This window comes from Stieleria varia, assembly GCF_038443385.1.
In the GTDB taxonomy this organism is placed as follows: Bacteria; Planctomycetota; Planctomycetia; order Pirellulales; family Pirellulaceae; genus Stieleria; species Stieleria varia.
Map to the genome: position 1 here is coordinate 1,030,733 of NZ_CP151726.1, position 19,696 is coordinate 1,050,428.

Sequence of the window (19,696 nt, forward strand, 5' to 3'; positions counted from 1 at the left end):
CTTTCCAAGTCGGTATTCATCGGCGAGATTCCGTCTGAGCAAGTTGAGTGGAACCAATGCGACCAATAAGACCCATCGGTCCTATGAGTCCCATAGGTCCGTTTCAGGTGGGCCGCCTTGTCTTGGTGTTCAATCGAGTTTTCTGCGTCGGATTTCCCAGGCTGCGTGTCGGCCTAGTTCGTCATCGGATTGCGACCAACGAGTCAAGACGGCAATCGAGTCTTTCGAATCGATGTGCGAAAGCACTGAGACGATTCGACGGACGGTCGCCAAGGTGACTACTGATTCGCTCTTCTGAGCAGCTTGCCGCAGCATGACTTCGCGACGTGCTCGTTGATCCGGTGCCGAATTCTGGACTTGTGAATCGATGTCATAGACTCGTTTGATCTCTGCAGCACGCTTGCTCAAACGATCCGTCGCGGCGTCGCCATGGTCCACCAAGTACCACCAAGCGGCGTATTGCCGGTCCGGTTCGCCGTCGATCAACGCATCGCACGCCTCATCGACGGAACTGATGTCGCTGGCGCCGGGACGCAGGTTCCACACGTATGCGAGGTTGGCTCCGCCGCTGCACAGCACGCGGTTGTCTTTGCCAAAGCCGACGACATAAACGGAATCTTCGTGCCCGGTCAACTCATGCAGCTTGGTCCCTGTTGCCGGATCCCAAATCAGCACTCTGCCCGACGCATCGCCGCTGGCCAGCCAAAGTCCATCGGGAGAATAACGCATGCTGCCGAATGAAAAACTGGCGCCGGTGTCCCATCGACGGATCAAACTGAAATCGTCCTCGTGCCAAAGCCGAATTTCTGCATTCATTTGCGCCGTTGCGACTTTGCCGCCCAGCGGGTCACAACACACCGTATACATTCGCGTGTCGTCATTCGGCTCGATGTCAGGCATCAGAGTCTCCTCGGTCATTTCGCCATTGCCCAGGTGCCAACGTCGGAGCTTTTTGTCCCAACCGGCTGTGACCAATGACTCACCATCCGCTCCGAAAGAAAGACCATAGATGGAGGGATGCGGCAATGCCGTTCGATTTCCTGTCTCACGGTCGATCAGGTAGCCGGAGCTTTGACGAAACACGGCGAGGGCGATCTTGGAATCATCTTGTGAGAATCGAATCTCCTCCACACCTGTTACGGGATCCTTTCCCAGTGGCCACTCCCACTGGGATTCGATCCTGCGATCAGCGAGGTTCCAAACCAACAAATGGAGGTTCCCGCCCCACGGTCCTCCCGCCGCCAAGTGTGTTCCGCTATGGGAAAACTCGATCGACTCAAAAACACCGCCGTCCACTCGCAACAGATCCGATTCACGGTTTTCCGCAAGAGAAAACAGTCGAATCGCACCCTGTTGATCCACACAGGCTGCATGGATACCGTCGGGTGAAAGAGTGGCAACACTGGTTCCTCGAAACCCAGAGGGCAGTGGGATCGGCTGCAATGTTTCCAAGGACCATTGATGAATGGTGCCTCCCCACCCCGATGAGAACAACGTGTCATTGTCTTTCATGAATTGTAGCGCCCACGGATTCCAGCTGTGGTCGCGAATCGCGCCGATCTCCGTGCCGCTTTCAACTTCCATGACAAACACAGTTTGGTTGCGTTCGCAAATAGCCAAACGCTTACCATCCGGCGTGAATGCCAGTGCCGATGTGTAATTCTCCGATCGTTTGTCGACATCGAATGCGTGATCCCAAACCAGTTCGCCCGTTGTTACATCGTAGAGGCGAATCGACGTATCACGTTCGGTGACGGCGAGTCGTTTCCCATCGGGCGAGAACTCCATCCGCACCGGGTTCTCTTTGCAAGAAATCGTCGCCGATTGTTCACCGGAATCCGCATCAAGGAGCTCGATCGTTTTCCGTTTGTTTGACAGCACGGTCGCCAGCAAATTTCCGACCGGCGAAAAACGTCCGTAGGCAAACGCACCGCCAAACATCAGCCGGTCACCACCCTGAAAATCCGGGGGCTCTGGATCCTGCTTGCGACCATATTGTTCGTTGCCGTCCAGGTCATAGACCGTGAACCCCGAACCGTTGCCGACGAATACTTTCTTTCCTTCGGGTGAGACATCAACCGCGCGGCTGGACGAGTCGCGGCCCAATCGTCCGCCCTGGCGATTGCCAGTCGGGTACGGAATCTTTGTCGTCGTCGACTCACCCGAACGAGCATCCCAACGCGACAACATCGCTTGCCCGTCGGCGAGCAAGAAACCCTTTCCGTCAGGCAAGCCTGTGACGGGGCGATTCCCATAGCATGCGGGCAGATATCCCGTGGGGTTGCTCTTGCGCCAAAGCTCTTTCCCCGTGGCTACTTCCCAGCCAATGATCCATTGCCCGATGGAGACGAGCGTTTTTTCATCATCGGTGAGAAAGAACTCCATCACGCCATCGGGAGACGTGAAACGCTTGCTCCCCATTCGTAACAAAGCGGCTGGTGGAAGCGGATCGCCGGCGAAATCCAAGCGTGGTGCGTTTGCGTCTTGGCAAACACCCGGCACAAATGGGGTAGCGAGACCGAACGTCAGGATTGCGAGACATGAAACCTTGCGCCGCCAGCAAATCATCAGGAAACAACCATCAGGAGTGAAAAGGTAGGACTCACCTCATGATAGTAGATTTGACGGCAGGTCGAGCGAAATCAGATCAACCGATGACGCTCTGCTGAGATTGTTTCACTTCGCAAACGGGTTCGTGCTGATATCACCGGGTGCTTCGACCACCGGGGCTTTGTATCCGCTTTCGGTTTTGCCGCCCGTGCCACTTCCGAAGGTCAACGTCGAGTGCTTGCCCGGCATGTAGTTCGCTTTATTGCGTTTCTTCTTGTTTTTCAGATAGCTGGTGAACTTGTTGCCTTCGTGATACTCGGCGTACTTGCCTTCTCCGCCACCGGGCATGCCGGCTTCGATGCCGCCTAAGATGTATTTGCTGCCGTAGTTGATGCCGACAAAGCCACCAACGAACAGGACAACCACTGCAACGACCAGTTTCATCGAATTTCCCCAACTCAGGTTTCAGACAAACACGTTCCTTGAGAATCTAGGTCGCCGATAGGGCCTGTCAAACGGCGTGATGATGAGAAAGCCGTGACGTGTGAGAGAACAAAGGATTCATTTACTGGCGCACTTGGTAGTGGGATTCGCCAGAATTCCTTTCGCATGGGATTTCTTGCGAAATCCCCTATCGCCATCGATTGATGAAGCGTTCCTAAGAGGCCGGGCCTCGCACACCGCCCGGTGCCTGACGGGCCACGGCTCACTGCTATCGTTCGATCAAATCAACAACTTACTGCTGCGGTGCTGCTCGTTCCCAGCAGGCGCCGGTGTGGGACGGCTTGTTCTCGTCGATCAACGACGAAGTCGCATGCACGGGCCGCTCAACGGTGCATTTTTCCTGTGCCAACCAGCATCGATCGGCAAAGGAGCATCCGGGGTGCTCACGGTCCGGCGTGGGAACTTCGCCCTCCAGCTTGATCCGTTCGCGATGGCTTTCCGCCTGAGGATCTGGGACCGGAACGGCGGACAGGAGAGCTTGCGTGTAAGGATGAATCGGGTGGCCGTAGACATCGGCGGCGTCGCCGATTTCCACCAATCGCCCCAGATACATCACACCGACTCGGGTCGAAATGTGACGAACGACGCTCAAGTCATGCGCGATGAACAAATAAGACAGACCGAATTTCTGTTGCAGATCCATCAACAAGTTGACGATCTGAGCTTGAATCGAAACGTCCAACGCACTGACCGGTTCGTCACACAAAATCAATCGCGGCTGCACCGCCAACGCCCGCGCGATACCGATACGTTGCCGTTGCCCACCGCTAAACTCGTGCGGGTACCGATTCAGAAATCGAGGATTCAACCCGACCGTTTCCATCAACCGCAGCACCTCGAGCTTGCGATCGCGACCGGCGGCGAGTTTGTGAATCGCCAGCGGTTCACCGATGATGCTGCCCACGGTCATCCGCGGATTGAGCGATGCAAAGGGATCTTGAAAGACCATCTGCACCGTTCGACGATGCTCCATCATGTCCGCGTCGCTGAGGCCGGTGATGTCGGTGCCGTTCAGGTAAACGTGTCCCGATGTCGGGTGCACCAAGTTGATGATCGCGCGGGCGGTGGTCGATTTGCCGCAACCGGACTCTCCAACCAAAGCCAGTGTTTCGCCGGCAACGATGTCGAACGACAATCCATCGACCGCGCGAATCACTCCGTGCTGTGGCCGGAACAGCGAACCACGGCTGAACGGAAAGTGAACCCGCAGGTCTTGCACGGATAACAAGGGCTTGGAATCAGTCATCTTTGGTGCGGCATTCATTGGGGCAGTTCCACCCAGCATGCGGCTTGACGGTTTTCGCCCGACTCAGTCAGTTCAGGCGATTGCTGCTCACATTGCTCGATCGCGAAAGGGCAACGTGGGCGGAAGGCACATCCGGGTGGAATGTTTGCCAAATCCGGTGGCTGTCCGGGGATCGCCGCCAGTTGTGTTTGGGCTTGATCGATCCGCGGCAACGACTGCAACAACCCAACTGTATAAGGATGCTTGGGCGAGGCAAATAGCGGGCCGACGTCTGCTTTTTCGACAATTTTGCCCGCGTACATGACCATCACGCGATGGCACGCGCTGGCCACCACGCCCAGATCGTGAGTGATCAAGATGATGCTGGTGCCCTTGCGTTTTTGCAGATCGACCAGCAAGTCCAGGATCTGCGCTTGAATGGTCACATCCAACGCCGTGGTCGGTTCATCGGCGATCAACAGATCGGGTTCACACGACAGTGCGATCGCGATCATCACACGTTGACGCATACCGCCGCTGAATTGATGCGGATAATCTCGCAAACGCTTTTCCGCCCCGCTGATACCGACCAACTCCAGCATCTCGGCCGCGTGCCGGTTGGCTTCCGTGCGTCCGAGCCCCAAGTGCAACCGCGTCATCTCGGTGATCTGCTGCCCGACGGTCATCAACGGATTGAGCGCCGTCATGGGGTCTTGAAAGATCATCGCGATCTTTCGCCCGCGAACGTTTTGCAATTCACGTTCGCTCATCGCCAACAAGTCACGACCTTCGTAGATCGCCGTGCCGCCATCGATTTGCCCTGGTGGTCGCGGAATCAAACCCATCATCGCCAGGTTGGTGACGCTCTTTCCGCTGCCACTCTCGCCGACCAGCCCCAGGGTCTCGCCGGGGCGGACGTCAAAGGAGACGCCGCGGACGGCGCGCACCAATGTGTCGTCGGCGCGAAAGCTGACTTGTAAATCGTTGACCTGCAGAACGGGTGCGTCGTCTTTCATGCGGCTCAATCTCGATTCTTCATCCGTGGATCCAATGCGTCTCGCAATCCGTCGCCCAAGAAGTTCAACGCGAACAGGGTTGCGGCCAAGGCGGCTCCTGGAAACACAACGACCCACCAAAACAACTTGACGATCGAAAGGGCTTCCACACCATCCTTGAGCAACAGTCCCCACGACACATCGGGCGGCGAAACGCCCAAACCCAGGAACGACAGGAATGCTTCGAACAACATCACCGCGGGGATCGTCAACGACAAATACACGATCACCACGCCCAGTACGTTGGGCACGAGATGCCGAAAGATGATCCGTCGCGACGAGGCACCGACGGTTCGCGCCGCCTCCACGAACTGTTCGTGCCGCAAGCCGATGATTTGTCCCCGCACGACGCGTGACATGGTCAGCCAATAGATCGCGCCGATGACCAGATAAAAGATCGTGATCTGATCGATTCCCCACGCATCCAATTTCGCTTTGACGGAATCCTCACCCAGGAACGTCACCAAAAAGATCACCACAAAGATGAATGGAATCGCGTACAGCATGTCCACAATCCGCATCATGATCGCATCGGTGCGTCCGCCCAAGTATCCGGCGATCGCGCCGTAGCTGACACCGATGATCAAACTGACTAGCGTCGCAACGATCCCGACGATCAAAGACACTCGTGCACCCCAGAATACGCGGGCCAGCAAATCGCGGCCAAGCTTATCGGTTCCAAAAAGGCTGGGGATGGCGTAGTCGCCAAAGATTGCGACACGTGTTCTGCACATCCACCACGAAACCGGCCCGAGTTCGTTCCACATCTGATTGAAGGGATGTTCGACACGAATCCGATCAGCGAGTTTGTTCGATAGTTCAACGCGTTTTTCTTCGCTCTCGGCATCGCGAATCTGCTGCTTCAGTGGCTCCAATTCTTCTTCAAAGGCCGCCAATTCGCCCGTCAAGGTTCCCCCGGTGAAGTTGAGATCGGGGCGACTGCCCATCACCACCGCCGCGGTGTTGGGAGGCAGAAAGCGTCGGTTGTTCAAGTCCTTGTCGATCGGACTTTGCAATGGCAGCAGCGGCGTCAAGATCGCGAGCAAGCTGATCAAAATCAGGAAGCCCAGCGAAAGCATTGCCGCCCGATTGCGTCGCAAACGCTTGCCCGCGTCTTGCCAGAGCGACACGCCGCGAATCTCCTTGGACTCGGCGAGCAGCTTTTCCAGCAACTCACGGTCGCGATCATCTGAATGCACGAGGTTCACTTGAGTTTCACCCTCGGATCGATGATCGAATACGAAATATCCACCAGCGTGTTCATCACAAACAACAGGACCGCGTAAGTCAGAATCATGCCCATCGCCAGCGTGTAGTCACGTTGCGTGGCCGCGTTGATGAAATGACTGCCCATGCCGGGCAGGGCAAAGATCATCTCCAGCACCAGCGAACCGGTCAGCACGCGTGCCGTGGCCGGTCCCAAATACGAGATCACGGGCAGCAACGCACCCGGCAAGACATGCTTGCGAATCACGGTGAACTTCGGCAAACCCTTGGCGTATGCCGTTCTGACATGTTCTTTGCTCAATGTTTCCAACATGCCCGTCCGCGTCAGACGAGCGATGTAGGCTGCCACGGGCGCGCCCAAACACAACGCGGGCAACGCGATCTGACGCAGCGTGCCCCAACCGCCCGCCGGGAACAGCTGGATCCCGAAAACGAACAGCAGGATCGCCAGACTCGCCATCACAAAATTGGGGATCGCGATGCCCAGCACTGCGGCTCCCATCAACGCCCTGTCCGCGTAGGACTTGCGGTACACGGCCGAGATGACACCAGCCGTCACGCCCAAGATGATCGCAAAGACGAGGGCAAAGATCGCCAGCGAAGCCGAAACCGGAAAGCCTTCGGCAAGAACTTGATTGACGCTGTAATCCTCCAGTTTCAAACACCACCCCAAGTCAAACCGGGTGACGACACCGACGAGGTAGTCCCAATACTGTTGAATCGGCGGTGCGTCCAAGTTGTACCTCGCCCGCAGTTGCCGTTCGATCGCCGGCGGCACGTTGCGTTCTCCGCTGAACGGATTGCCCGGAACGCTACGCATCAACACGAACGAGACCGTGTAGATGATCCACAAGGTGAGGATCATCCACAGGAATCGTTTCAGCAGGTAGCTCAATAGGTCACGCATGTCGTGGGTGTTCCATCACTTTGATTGGACATCATCCGCAAAATAGATCGCTTGCAGCGGATGCAGTTCTTGCAGTGTCGCACCGAAGCCTCGCACGTTGGGTTTGAGCAAGTGATTGGCGGTATAAAAGTAGATCGGGATCAAGGCCGCATCGTCGATCAGAATCTGTTCGGCCCGTTGCAGGATTTTGAGTCGTGCTTTGGGATTCTGCTCCACACCGGCTTGTCGGATCAAGCTGTCGTACTCAGCGTTGTCCCAGTTCAGGTTGCTCTGCGGGCTGTCGCTGGTCCACAGATCGAGGAATGTATTCGGATCGGGATAGTCGCCCACCCAACCGTAGCGTGCGATCGTGTATTCCTCTTGCTGAACGGTTTCGGTGAAGCTGCCCCACTCCATGTTCTTCAGCTCGATCTTGACGTTCAGGTTGTTTTGCCACTGCTGTTGAATGACTTCGGCGATCGGTCGATGGGTTTCGCTCGTGTTGTACAGCAAAGTGATCTTGGGAAAACCGCGTCCACCTGGGAAGCCTGCCTCGGCGAGCAACTCACGCGCTTTCTCGACGTCTTCGCCGAGTCCCTTGGCGCTTTCGTAACCCGCCATACCGGGCGGAACAACGGAAAATGCCGGTTGTTGGCCTGCTTTGGTGACTTGTTTGACGATCTGAGTGCGGTCGACGGCCATGCTGAGCGCTCTGCGAACGCGAACGTCGTTCAGCGGCGGCTTCGCGTGATTCATTTTATAAAAGTACACCGAGAGCTTGGGGCCACCAATGTAGTCCGGCCGCTTCATCAACTCTTCGATGACCGCTGTTGGCGGATCGTAGATCCATTGCAGTTGCCCGGTCTCGTACATGTTCAACGCGGTGTTTTGGCTTTCCAGCGAGATGAAATCAACAGTTTCCAAAGCGATCGAATCGGCTGCGTGGTGATCCGAGTTTCGCTCGACTCGAACGCGATCACGAAGCCGGCGGAACTTCAACCGAAACGGTCCATTGGTGACGATGTTCTCCGGTCGCGTCCACAACGGTGCGCCGTGCGTTTCGATACAACGCCGGTTGACGGGGAACAGCGGATAATAGGCGACGAGGTTCAGGAAATACGGAACGGCATTGTTCAGCCGAACCACAAACGTCAGATCGTCAACGGCTTGCGCGCCACCGATTTTGCCAAAGGCGACCATCACCGCATGAGTGCGTTCAATGCTTTCGTCACTCGATGCCGCGGCCACGTCCACGCAAAACTTTCGCGACTGGGTCGGGCCGTCCCAGTCGACCGATCCGTCCGCGGATTCGTTGGCCACGTCGACGACATAAACCCACTGCTCCTGCCAGTCCAACTTTGCTTCTTCGCGTTGTTCGTCCGTCGCGTCTTTGGGCAAGGTGGGTTCGGCTGGCTTGATGATCTCCCTCAGCGTTCCGTAGAGCATCGTGCCGCGAGGAAAATGCTGAACGTTGGCTTCGCTGGTCGGTGTTTCCTCCGGTCGATCCCACAATTCAACTTCTACTTGATCACCGATTTCTACGATCGCCTTGTGGTACTGCTGCGCGTACTGGACTTCGTTGATCAAGTAACCGTATTCGCAGGCAGTCGCCGGATGCAGCATTCGTTGCCATGACCAAGCAAAGTCGTGAGCGGTTACCGGAGTACCATCCGTCCAACGGACGTCGTCACGCAAATGAAACGTGTAGGTTTTTCCGTCCTCGGAAATGTCGTAGGACTTCGCGATTGCCGGTTGTGGTGTCAACGGTTGAATGTTGGTTTCGGGATTGATTTCTCCCTCGGGTAACATCCGCAACAGGCCTTCGAAAATCTCGAAGATGATCCGGCTTTCGGGTTGGCCAGACGCTCGGTGAGGATCCAGCGTTTTAGGATCGGTACCGTTTTGCAGCGAAAAATCTGCCGGTGCAATGGCATCCATCCGCGCGGCCCAGATCACGGCCACGACGGCCAACAGACCGGCAAAAACGACAAATCCTCGGCGAATTTCGGGGGGCACGCTGCATCCTCGCGATGAAACATTCAATCGATGTAACGATAGTGTACCCGCCAATCACGTTTTTAGGCGACAGCAACCCTGCGCGGTTTCGTCAGACGGTCGCATCACAGGCGTGATTCGATTCCAATGCCTGTCATGACGGAAAGCCTGTGAACTCTTTTTTCTTGACGCCGTGACGCAAATCGACGAACTGAATTGCCCCTTTCGCCGCGAAATTCGCGGCGAAGGCGACGACGAGTATGCGACCTGCGATTTTCTGCATCGATTGACCGATGCGCCGAGAGAACTCTGCAACGTCCATCGTTCCGCGTGTGAGCTTTGCGTCCAGCACCCGCCGCTAAGTCCATCCGCCCTCAATCCGGTCCTGCCATCGCTGATTTTGGATGTCTGTGCCAACGCCTTTCCCGATGCCAGCCCGGATACAGTCGGAGGCGTGCTGCAGTCTTGGGCAAAATCAGCGGTCGCGACCGACGGAGTCGGCATGCTGGCGACGACCAACCACGGCTGCGATTGTGTGTTGATCTGCGAAGGTCAGCATGCCGAGTCGGACCTACGCATCGCCATCGACTCGGCACTGGCGCAAGAACGTGTGCAGGCCATCGTGCACGTGATCGCCAACGGCGCCGATTCGTTCGCAGTTGCCGATGCCTTTCGCAATCGTCCCAACATCCGTGTTCATCGGCATCCGCAGCGAACGAGTGCTTGGCAATGTTTGCACGCGGTACTGGAACATCTGGAGACACAGTGGGTCGCGTTGCTGGTCCCCGGTCTGCAGAACATGGCGGATCGTCTTTGCCACGCGATCGACCAGATGGAGACCGAGGGCGGGGAAATCTTTGCCGCAGCGATTCGCCGCAGCACCGAAACCGGAATCGAGACCCTGGCGTCCACCGAAGACAATCCCCAATTGGGAACGCTGGTCATCCGTCGCGGAACACTCGCCGACCTCGGCGGCTGGCATCTTACCCGACCGATTCAACTCAGCCCCAAACCCGCCATCGTCGAAAAGGGGGCAGACGCGGGCAGTGCAGAACTTTGGAGCGTGGACACCAAGACGCTTCGAAAGCTCATGCCCCCTCCCTCGACGCAGCAGACTGCTGACTTCGTGAGCCGCAAGGCGCTAGCCGCGGGCAATGCACCTGACTTCGTGAGCCGCAAGGCGCTAGCCGCGGGCAATGCACCTGACTTAGTGAGCCGCAAGGCGCTAGCCGCGGGTAATGCACCGCTACCGGCCGATAGCGCCTTGCTGCTCACTATTGCAGGACATGCACAAGAAAAGAGTCCTGACCCCTTTTTTGCTGATGTGGTGCTGCCGTTTCGAAATGCATTGGATCAAGTCGCACAGTCGCTCGATGCGTTGCTCGCGCAAACCGGTGCGGACGTCGTCATCCACTTGGTGGACGATTGGAGTAGCGATGATGTGAGTGGTTTGTTTGATCGTTATCGAGATCATCCAAACATTCGGTTCTATCGCAATCGCGAAAACCTCGGACCCTTTGCCTCGTTCAACAACATCGCTTTGCGTGCCGAGACGGGTTTCATTGCCGTGCAAGATGCCGACGACATCAGCTTGCCCCACAGGATCGCGAGAAGTGTTCAATTGCTCTTGCAAACCGGAGCGGACATGATTGGTTCTCGGTCAGAGTTGTTCGGCGAAGTCGACTTGGTGCCGTTGGTCGCACATGATTGCGAAACCGACCAGCATGGCGTCACGCGTTACTATCGGAACTCACGCTATCCCAAACGACACCTGAGCGGATACTTTCTCGAAAACCCTACCTTGGTCATGCGTGTGGACACATTTCGATCGCTGGGCGGTTACGGCGATTTTGGCGGCGGACCACGGAACCGCACTGGAGTCGACACCGACTTTCAACTCCGCGCCCACTTCGCCCGCGCAGCGATCACCGTCACTCGCGACGCCTTGGTCCGCTATCGAGTCCACGGTCAGTCGGCGACACAACACAGCGAATCGGGGTTTGGCAGCCAAGCCAATGCGGAGTCGCACGCTGAGGTGCGTCGACGTTTTGAGCGATATTGCACCGGCACCTTTGATCCGCGATGGTTCGGTGCGTTGGGCCAGCACGCCGGTTTGACCGAAAGAATCGATCCATGAAACGAACTTACATCGATTGCCCTTATCGACAAATCCTCACAGAGCAGAATCAGCCAGCGCGATGCGACCTACTGGTGCATCTTTCCGGCATCCAAGACTCCAACTCGGCATTGGCAACCGTCGATATCGACGTCTGCACCGCGTGCTGCGATTCATTTTCGCCGACGCCAGATGATTGGAACCCCGTTATCGCTTCGATGATGCACGCGATCGGGCAACAGATCATGGATGCCGGTGGTGTGGCCGGTTGCCCGGTCGAAAAGGCAACCGAGTTGTGCGAAACCGCGATCAGCCATCTGCCGGTCGTGTTGCCCGACGAAGACGACTGCGTGGACGACGCTCAGCACATCGCACCACCGCGAGAAATCCGACTGGAACAATGGCAGGAAATTCTGCCGATCCCGCCCAGCAAACACGGAAAGCTCACACGCTGGGCTGTCGGAGTCACCACGGCACCGCGACGACAGTGCACACTGACGCCTTGCTTGGAAAGTTTGATCGCCAGTGGCTGGAGCGAGCCGCACTTGTTCGTCGACGGGCCGGTCGAAATCGACGATGCATTCGCATCCTTACAGCGTACCTGTCGACCCGAACCGATGGGTGCATGGCCCGCATGGTGCGCAGCACTACGAACGTTGTTGACGCAGTACACCGATGCCGATGCGCTGATGATCGTTCAAGACGACGCGATGTTTCCGCAAACGGAGTCGACGAAAACGTACGTGGAATCAATGCTTTGGCCGGGCGACCGCGACAGCATCGTCTCGCTGTACACCTCGACCGACGACATGCTGAACGAGAACGCTTGGCGACCATTGCCCCGTGTATGGGTCTACGGTGCGGTGGCGATGATCTTTACGCCCGATCAGGCGAGAGACCTGTTGGAGTGTGAGTCACGAGGGCTTTTGAACATCATCAACGGGACCGCCGGAATCGACACGCGGATCGGGCACTGGGCAGATCAACGCGGGATCGAAGTTTGGCATCCCTCCCCGAGTTTGGTCCAACACATCGGCCAAGTGAGCAGTGTGTGGAAACGCTCACGAGCCGTCGGCTTACGTCGCGCCAGTCGATTCATCGTTGATGAGATTGAGTGAAGTGCGACGCGTAAGGATCGACGATCCATTTGCTGGCGCATCTGGTAGTGGGATTCGCCAGAATTCCTTTCGCACAGGATTTCTTGCGAAATCCACTACGCCACCTGTTGATGACGCGAACGCTCGTTCCCAGGCTCACGCCTGGGAACGCACTGCCATGGAGGCTCTGCCTCGCGAAAATCAGCGTAGTCTGGAAATTGTCATTAGATCGGCAGGCAGGAGCCTGCTAATCATTGGGTTCCCAGGCAGGAGCCTGGGAACCAGTGGTGCCAGTGGTGGCGATCAGCGAGACGCAGTCGTATTTCCGGCGAAATCCGCTACGCCAATCAGCTACTCGTCGGTAGCCATTTGCAGCCGAACCTCGTGACAAGTCAGTACGATGCGTAGTGTTTCAAAGTCGACGTTGCCCTCCAATCGATCAAACAATGGTCTCAAGCGGCCTTCGTCTTCGGCACTTATGTTCTCCTCAACCAACGCCGCCGTCTTGGGATCCACCCACTGCGTCGGATCCGTGATCTTTTCGCTGCGTATGTAATCTTGCAGATAGCCCGCGACGGTTGAAACGGCACGCCCGAGTTTCTGCGCGACCGCTTCGACTGTCTCTCCTTGACGAAACAGCGGGAATGCAGCGACCGCGTTGGGCTTAGGGACCGCTGGCATTGTGCGAACCATCGGTGTCGATGACGGGATCGTGTGCACGTCCATCGCCAAACCGTTTTTCTCGCAATGTTTGGCGATCGCTTCAACAAACGCTTCACCAAAATCAGCCAGCTTGCGTTCCCCGACGCCTTTGATCTGCCCAAATGCGTTCGGCGAAGACGGACGCACACGGGCCAGTTCTCGCAAGGTCGCGTCGCCGAAGACGATGTAGGCCGGCACGTTGGACTTGGCGGCCATCGTGGATCGCAGTTGACGCAAGGCTTCGAACAAGTCTCGATCCACACCGTCCCATGAATCGACTGAGGGTTGCGACCTGCTCCTGCTGCGGGGGGCATCCGCGACAGTCAATTGCGGCTTGACCTGCCCCTTGATCAATTGCCAGCCCGAGTCGGTGAGCGACAGCGTTTGGTACTCGCCGGTTCGCTGCAAGTATCCTTGGCCGATCAATTGCTCGATCCAGGTGCGAACGGCTTGCTGACCGGCGTCGGTCAACAACCCGTAGGTGCTCAAACTGTCGTGCCCCAGTTCCAAGACGCGTTTGTCCCCGGAGCCGACGAGCACCTTGGCCGTGTGCGCGGCGCCGAAGCGTTCTTTCAAGCGAACGACACAGGACAAAATCTTTTGCCCCAACACGATCGGATCGTCGACCAAATCAATCTCATCCAAGCAAACATCGCAGGCACGGCAGTTGTCGGACTCGTATTGCTGGCCAAAGTACTCCACGATCGCTTTGTGTCGACAGGAGGGTGCGGAGCAGAGATCGAACATTGCGTCGAGCGACTTGGCGGCCGCCTCATAGGACTGCGGTTCGCCCGACATGATCTTTTTCCAAGTGACGACGTCGCCACCAGAGTAGATCAACACACACTCGGACTCCAGTCCGTCACGGCCCGCACGACCGCTTTCTTGTTGGTAGTGCTCAATCGACTTTGGCATGCCGGCGTGAATGACGAAGCGTACGTTGGACTTGTCGATCCCCATGCCGAATGCGACCGTGGCAACGATCACGTCACACCGTTCCTGAATGAAGGCTTCCTGATTCGCCTCGCGATCCCCGTCCGACATCCCGGCGTGATACGGCAGCGAGGTGACGCCCAGTTGATTCAAGCACAACGACGTACGTTCGACTTCCTTGCGACTGATGCAATAGACGATCCCTGATTCGTTTCGATGACGTTCGATCACGTCGACGATCTGCTGCATCCGATTGTTGGACCTCAGCATGCGATAGCTGAGATTGGGGCGATCGAAACTGCCGACCAAGAACTCAGGCTGTTGCAAACCCAACTGAGTGGCGATGTCACGGCGAACGGGCTCCGATGCCGTGGCGGTCATGGCGTGGACGGCGATTCCGGGGAACCGCTGCTTCAAAATACGCAGTCCACGGTACTCCGGTCGAAAGTCGTGACCCCAATTGCTGATGCAGTGTGCTTCGTCGATCGCGACAAACGAGACGTTTTGCTCGGCCAAAAAATCCAACGTGCGTGGCGCGAGCAAACGCTCAGGTGCGACATACAGCAGCTTCAGTTCGCCCGAACGAATCTGATCGGCCACCGCTCGCTTTTCGTTGGGGCCTTGCGTGCTGTTGATGAACGCCGCCGCGACGCCACACGATCTCAACGCGTCGACTTGGTCCTTCATCAGCGAAATCAGTGGCGAGACCACTACTGCCAGCCCGTCCATGCACAACGCGGGCACTTGGAAACAAATCGATTTTCCGCCCCCGGTCGGCAAGACGGTCAGGCTGTCGCGTCGGTCCAACACACACTGGACGGATTCTTTCTGGAGCGGGCGAAAGGAGTCGTAGCCCCAAACGCGTTTCAGCACGTCGTGTGCACCGTCGATTCGTTGCATCGTCATCTGAACTTCACACTGCTGGAAAGGATTATTGGAAAAGGTGTCATTCGGTCGGTAATTCGAACAGCGGCGACGCGATGCCCGACGAGTCGACTTGCCATGGAGTCCACAAGATGAAGGGATCTTCGGTTTTTAAGTCGCTTTTTCGTGGCGGGATTTCGGTCGTTTCGAGTTTCACCAAATCAATGTCGAATCGTTTGCCCAAATCATCAATGTCTCGGGCCAACTCCGCCTCCAGTTCTTCGCGGTCCGACTGCAGCATCTCCAAGGCCTCCTCGGCGCGGCGAATGTCATCCTTTTGTTGCGTCGCTCGACCGATCCCACGGGCTGCCGTCGCCACCCCTGATCGCCGCCCGCCCATGAAAGCGCCCAGGATCGATGAGCCGACCGTGACCAACGACGACCACTTTGCCTGTCCGTACTGTGCCTCTTCGCGTTCGATGCGATCTTCTGCGGTTCGCATCTTGCTCTCCAAAGATTTGATTTTGGAGTCGATCTTGTCCCGCAGTTTTTCCATCTCCAGGTCACGCTTCTCACGCAACTGCTGCTGAAAGAACAAACGTGCCTCCGCCTCGCTGCTGCCTCCCGGTGCATAGCCCTTCAGCATCGGACACTCGTAGAGCGTCATGTAACAGTGGCGGTACAAGTAATCCTTGAACTGGGACTTGTAAGATCGAAACTTGGACTTGCTGCGAAGGTCGTCGGGCAGATCGCTGAAGGCAAAGTCCGTCTCCGGTTCGTCCAGTAAGTCTGCGTCCTTGGACATCGGCTCGCTCTGTTCCCAAAGCTCCTCCGGGACTCCTTTGCCGCAGCGAACGATTCGAAACGTATCTGTCCATTCATCCAGATCCGCACTGGCACGGATGAAGTGCATGGAGCCCTCCGCGGCCACGGCGGGGCGATACACCAGTTGGTTTCCGGGCCTCGGTGCCAGGGAAACACCGAGGAATTTTTCATCGACACCCGATGGAACCACCGGCCGAGTGACAGCCGCGGGTTCGCTGGCCATCGAGTCGTTTCCAGCGGCCTGTTTGGCATCCGCGGCCGCCTTGCGATCGGCCATCAACGTCGTGATCTGGCGTCGCGCCAGTGGTCCGGCTAAGAACGACATCGCCCATCGTGTTTGAAAGGTCACCGGGTAGTCGTTGTGAACGTTGTTCATCATGAAGACACGATTGCCCAGCCCAGCCAGGATCCGTTCCATCTCGTTTCGATCGAACGCTTGTCCTGCTTGCCCCGCTGCTCCCTCCAGCCCCTCCAAGACGCGGGCCTTGTCACGTTCGGTTTGCAATCGACCCAAGAACCAAGTTCCGATGTTCGACAATCCCTTGTAATCCAAGTCCACCGGATTTTGAGTCGCCAGTGTGATGCCCAAGCCGAACGCACGAGCCTGCTTGAGCAAGGTCAGCATCGGTGGCTTGGATGGCGGATTGGCTACAGGCGGAAAGTATCCGGCGACTTCGTCCATGTAGAACATCGCACGCAGCGAACTGGTTCCGCTCTGCGTCCGCATCCAGCCGACCAATTCGTTCAACAAGATCGTGACAAAGAACATCCGTTCGCTGTCCGTCAGATGCGCGATCGAGATGATCGATACCCTCGGCTTGCCCTCCGGTGTGTACAGCAACCGACTGATCGACAACGATTCACCCTCAAGCCAGGAGGCAAAGGCGGGCGAAGCGAGCAGGTTGTTCAGTTTCATCGCCAGCTTGGCACGATTGGCCGCCGGCATGAACGTTTCCAAATCGATCACGCCGATGCGAGTGATGGGCGGAGATTGAATCAAGCGAATCAGTTGAGCGATGCCCACATCGTGTCCTTCACGCCACTGGTGCGACAGGATCGATGAAAGCAAGATGTGTTCGGTCGACGTCAGTGGGTCCGCATCCATCCCCATCAAGGTCAACAAGCCGGACACCGCGCCAGTGACGCGTTCGCCGAGCATCTCGGAGTCGTTGATCGTTTCGGCCGACGGAGCGTCAAAGCTTTTCAAGACCGTCAATGGCAATCCGATATTGCTGCCCGGTGTGTAGATGGCGATGTCCACCGATTCCTTGAGCTTACGCACGCGATCGGGCGACTGACCCCACGAAGCCAAACCATCGCGCCAAGCCGTAGCCGTCTTTTCGGCGAACTGCTCCAGCGTCAGCCCTTTGCGTGTCGCTTCGCCTTGTTCCAACCATGGCAGGAAATCCGACGGTTTCATGTCGGGAAACGTCAGCAACAGGTTGGCCAAGTCGCCCTTGGGATCGATGCAGATCGCCGGAATGCCGTCGATCGCGGCTTCCTCCAACAGGGACAGACAGAGTCCCGTCTTGCCGCTGCCGGTCATTCCGACGCACATCGCGTGAGTGCACAGGTCCTTGGCGTCGTACATCAACAAGCTGTCCTGCAGCTCGCCGGATGTCATGTCGAAATGCCGTCCAAGATAAAACGACGCGAGTTTTTCGAATTGATCGGGTGACGGAATGGCCATGGTCAGTCGTGTGATCGTTGAGAAGAGAAACCGAGATTTGCAGGATTTTAGCAGTTTCTCCGGAAATCGGTATCATGCGACGATTCCGCCGCGGTGGCGTTCGCGGGTGGTGTTCGCAATGCGTGCCCAAGCGGTATCCTGTGCATTCCTTTGACGGAACATCGTGAACTGAAAATCCAACCCCGCGAGATGAAACCGTGTTAGATCTGTACGACAAAATCGAAGACGCTTGTGCGGCGATTCGTGAAGTATTCGCCGACAAGCCGACCGTTGCCATCATTTTGGGGACAGGCCTGGGCGGACTGGTGGATCAGATCGATGTCCGCGCGACGATCGACTACGGAGACATTCCCCATTTTCCAAAGTCGACCGCAACCAGCCACGCGGGTCGATTGGTATGCGGTTATCTCAACGGCGTGTGTGTGATGGCGATGGAAGGCCGATTTCACATGTACGAAGGCTACCCGCTGAAGCAAATCACGCTACCGGTGCGTGTCTTCAATGCCCTCGGCGCTGAGTTGCTGATCGTCAGTAACGCGTGTGGCGGATTGAATCCGTATTTCAAGGGCGGCGATATCATGGTGATCGAAGATCAGATCAATCTGATGGGCGACAACCCGTTGATCGGCATCAACGACGATCGCTTGGGACCACGCTTTCCCGACATGTGCGAACCGTACGATCAACAGTGGGTCGATCGCACGATCGAGTTGGCACGCCGGCAGGGAATTGGTGTTCACAAAGGAGTCTTCGTCGCCGTCGCCGGTCCAAACCTGGAAACGCGCGCGGAGTACCGTTTCCTGAGATTGATCGGCGCCGACGTGGTCGGCATGAGCACGGTCCCCGAAACGATCGTCGCCGTCCACTGTGGATTAAAGGTCGTCGGCCTCAGCGTGATCACCGACATGTGCTTGCCCGACATGCTGAAACCGGCCGACGTGGCGGAGATCATCGCCACCGCCAACGAAGCCGCCCCAAGACTACTGACCATCGTCAGCGAAATCGTCACCCAAGCCGGCCAAACCCGATTGGCGTAACACGTAGCCTCGTCTCTCCTAGACGCGAAATGTATCGCTAAGCAATGTTATTCAATCCCATTGGGGTTGGCAGACAAAGGCAATGTGCTCATGGGATGAAACAAGTTTGCGATAATTGTCCGGCGGTTGATTTGGGAACGTACGAAGAGAAATCGAATACCTTTACTCCGACACGGTTTAGATTTCTGGCATCCGTCGATTGGCAAGAGCGAAACGGCCAAATGGTGCCGGTCAAGTACTCGGACAAGGCTTTAATGATCAGGGCTACGGCAGATCCCGCTGCACCAGCGAACGCAAAGGAAGTTCGGGTCTCTGAGAGTGAGGTGACGTTGAAATGGCAGTCCGTCAATGAGGAGGTCGATCCATCCGAATTCGACCACAAGTCATTTGGTTCACCAGCAGAGGCGCGCGAGTTGGAGATCCAGGCAAATCCCACGGTCAAGGAGCTTGAGGATCGGTGATGATGCACCCGCAGTATCAAAGCATGATGCGGGAAGTGGCAATCGTATGACGCTGTAAAACGCTTTGAGCCATGACGCGTGAGAGAACGTCCAGCTGAGGTCGGCGAATCGTCGACCAAATACCAGCTCGACGCGCGAGTGAGCGACTGGATGTGCGTTCAAAACAATCATGGCTCCCCTCTCCCCCAAATCCTGGCGAGCCTAAGCGAGCCAGGATTTGGGGGAGAGGGGCTGGGGGTGAGGGGGCAACGCGTACAGGCAAGTATGCTTGCCGAAGAATAGGTTTGAGACACCTCACAGACAATTTCAAAGTGAATCAGATCATTAGTTTCGATCGGTTTCAGCCCCTCACCCCCAGCCCCTCTCCCCACAAAGTAAGGCAAGCAGCACTTGCCTTACTTTGTGGGGAGAGGGGAGCCATGTTCTGCGACGTTGATCTAAGCCGGACGTTTTCGTGAGCGGCCGGGTCTTGCCCCCATCGAACATCTTTCTCAATGTGTAAAACACGTCGCATGACGGCCCAGCGTTT

At 56.9% G+C, this 19,696-nt stretch carries 13 protein-coding genes; 4 read left to right on the forward strand and 9 right to left on the reverse strand.

The genetic code is table 11. From position 1 onward, the window contains the following. Window positions 1-129: 129 nt before the first annotated feature. From Pla52nx_RS03630 to Pla52nx_RS03660, 7 genes are all read right to left on the reverse strand, one after another. The gene (locus Pla52nx_RS03630) at window positions 130-2,568 is read right to left on the reverse strand and encodes a WD40 repeat domain-containing protein (RefSeq protein ID WP_146518321.1); all 2,439 of its coding nucleotides are present in this window, start codon (window positions 2,566-2,568) and stop codon (window positions 130-132) included. Between the two features lie 108 nt (window positions 2,569-2,676). Next, window positions 2,677-2,994, reverse strand: a complete 318-nt coding sequence (locus tag Pla52nx_RS03635; RefSeq protein ID WP_146518322.1) for a hypothetical protein — start codon at window positions 2,992-2,994, stop codon at window positions 2,677-2,679. 292 nt (window positions 2,995-3,286) lie between these two features. Then, window positions 3,287-4,318 carry an ABC transporter ATP-binding protein gene (locus tag Pla52nx_RS03640; protein WP_146518323.1) on the reverse strand — a complete coding sequence of 344 codons (1,032 nt, stop codon included), beginning with the start codon at window positions 4,316-4,318 and terminating at the stop codon, window positions 3,287-3,289. Continuing rightward, a complete protein-coding gene (locus tag Pla52nx_RS03645; protein ID WP_146518324.1) occupies window positions 4,315-5,295 on the reverse strand; it encodes an ABC transporter ATP-binding protein in 981 nt (326 codons plus the stop codon). Before Pla52nx_RS03645 ends, Pla52nx_RS03640 begins: the two co-directional genes overlap by 4 nt. A 5-nt stretch (window positions 5,296-5,300) precedes the next feature. After that, window positions 5,301-6,542, reverse strand: coding sequence for an ABC transporter permease (locus Pla52nx_RS03650; protein ID WP_146518325.1), 1,242 nt, complete (start codon window positions 6,540-6,542; stop codon window positions 5,301-5,303). Further along, window positions 6,539-7,468, reverse strand: coding sequence for an ABC transporter permease (locus Pla52nx_RS03655; protein ID WP_146518326.1), 930 nt, complete (start codon window positions 7,466-7,468; stop codon window positions 6,539-6,541). Before Pla52nx_RS03655 ends, Pla52nx_RS03650 begins: the two co-directional genes overlap by 4 nt. 15 nt (window positions 7,469-7,483) lie before the next feature. Continuing rightward, the gene (locus tag Pla52nx_RS03660; RefSeq protein ID WP_197454265.1) at window positions 7,484-9,463 is read right to left on the reverse strand and encodes a peptide ABC transporter substrate-binding protein; all 1,980 of its coding nucleotides are present in this window, start codon (window positions 9,461-9,463) and stop codon (window positions 7,484-7,486) included. 172 nt (window positions 9,464-9,635) lie between these two features. On the opposite strand from Pla52nx_RS03660, the gene Pla52nx_RS03665 reads away from it, so the two are divergent. After that, a complete protein-coding gene (locus Pla52nx_RS03665; protein WP_146518327.1) occupies window positions 9,636-11,579 on the forward strand; it encodes a glycosyltransferase family 2 protein in 1,944 nt (647 codons plus the stop codon). Further along, on the forward strand, window positions 11,576-12,676 hold the full coding sequence (locus Pla52nx_RS03670; RefSeq protein WP_146518328.1) for a hypothetical protein: 1,101 nt from the start codon (window positions 11,576-11,578) through the stop codon (window positions 12,674-12,676). Before Pla52nx_RS03665 ends, Pla52nx_RS03670 begins: the two co-directional genes overlap by 4 nt. 330 nt (window positions 12,677-13,006) lie before the next feature. On the opposite strand, the gene recQ is transcribed toward Pla52nx_RS03670, so the two are convergent. Beyond that, window positions 13,007-15,196, reverse strand: coding sequence for a DNA helicase RecQ (gene recQ, locus Pla52nx_RS03675; protein ID WP_146518329.1), 2,190 nt, complete (start codon window positions 15,194-15,196; stop codon window positions 13,007-13,009). A gap of 40 nt (window positions 15,197-15,236) precedes the next feature. Continuing rightward, window positions 15,237-17,669 (reverse strand): ATP-binding protein, encoded by a 2,433-nt coding sequence (locus Pla52nx_RS03680; RefSeq protein ID WP_146518330.1) that lies wholly within the window; start codon window positions 17,667-17,669, stop codon window positions 15,237-15,239. 197 nt (window positions 17,670-17,866) lie between these two features. Here Pla52nx_RS03680 and Pla52nx_RS03685 point away from each other — a divergent pair, with 197 nt between their 5' ends. Together Pla52nx_RS03685 and Pla52nx_RS03690 are read left to right on the forward strand one after the other, a co-directional pair. Beyond that, the gene (locus Pla52nx_RS03685) at window positions 17,867-18,706 is read left to right on the forward strand and encodes a purine-nucleoside phosphorylase (protein WP_146518331.1); all 840 of its coding nucleotides are present in this window, start codon (window positions 17,867-17,869) and stop codon (window positions 18,704-18,706) included. A gap of 95 nt (window positions 18,707-18,801) precedes the next feature. Continuing rightward, complete coding sequence (locus Pla52nx_RS03690; protein ID WP_146518332.1) at window positions 18,802-19,167, forward strand: hypothetical protein; 366 nt, start codon at window positions 18,802-18,804, stop codon at window positions 19,165-19,167. The last annotated feature ends 529 nt before the right edge of the window (window positions 19,168-19,696 follow it).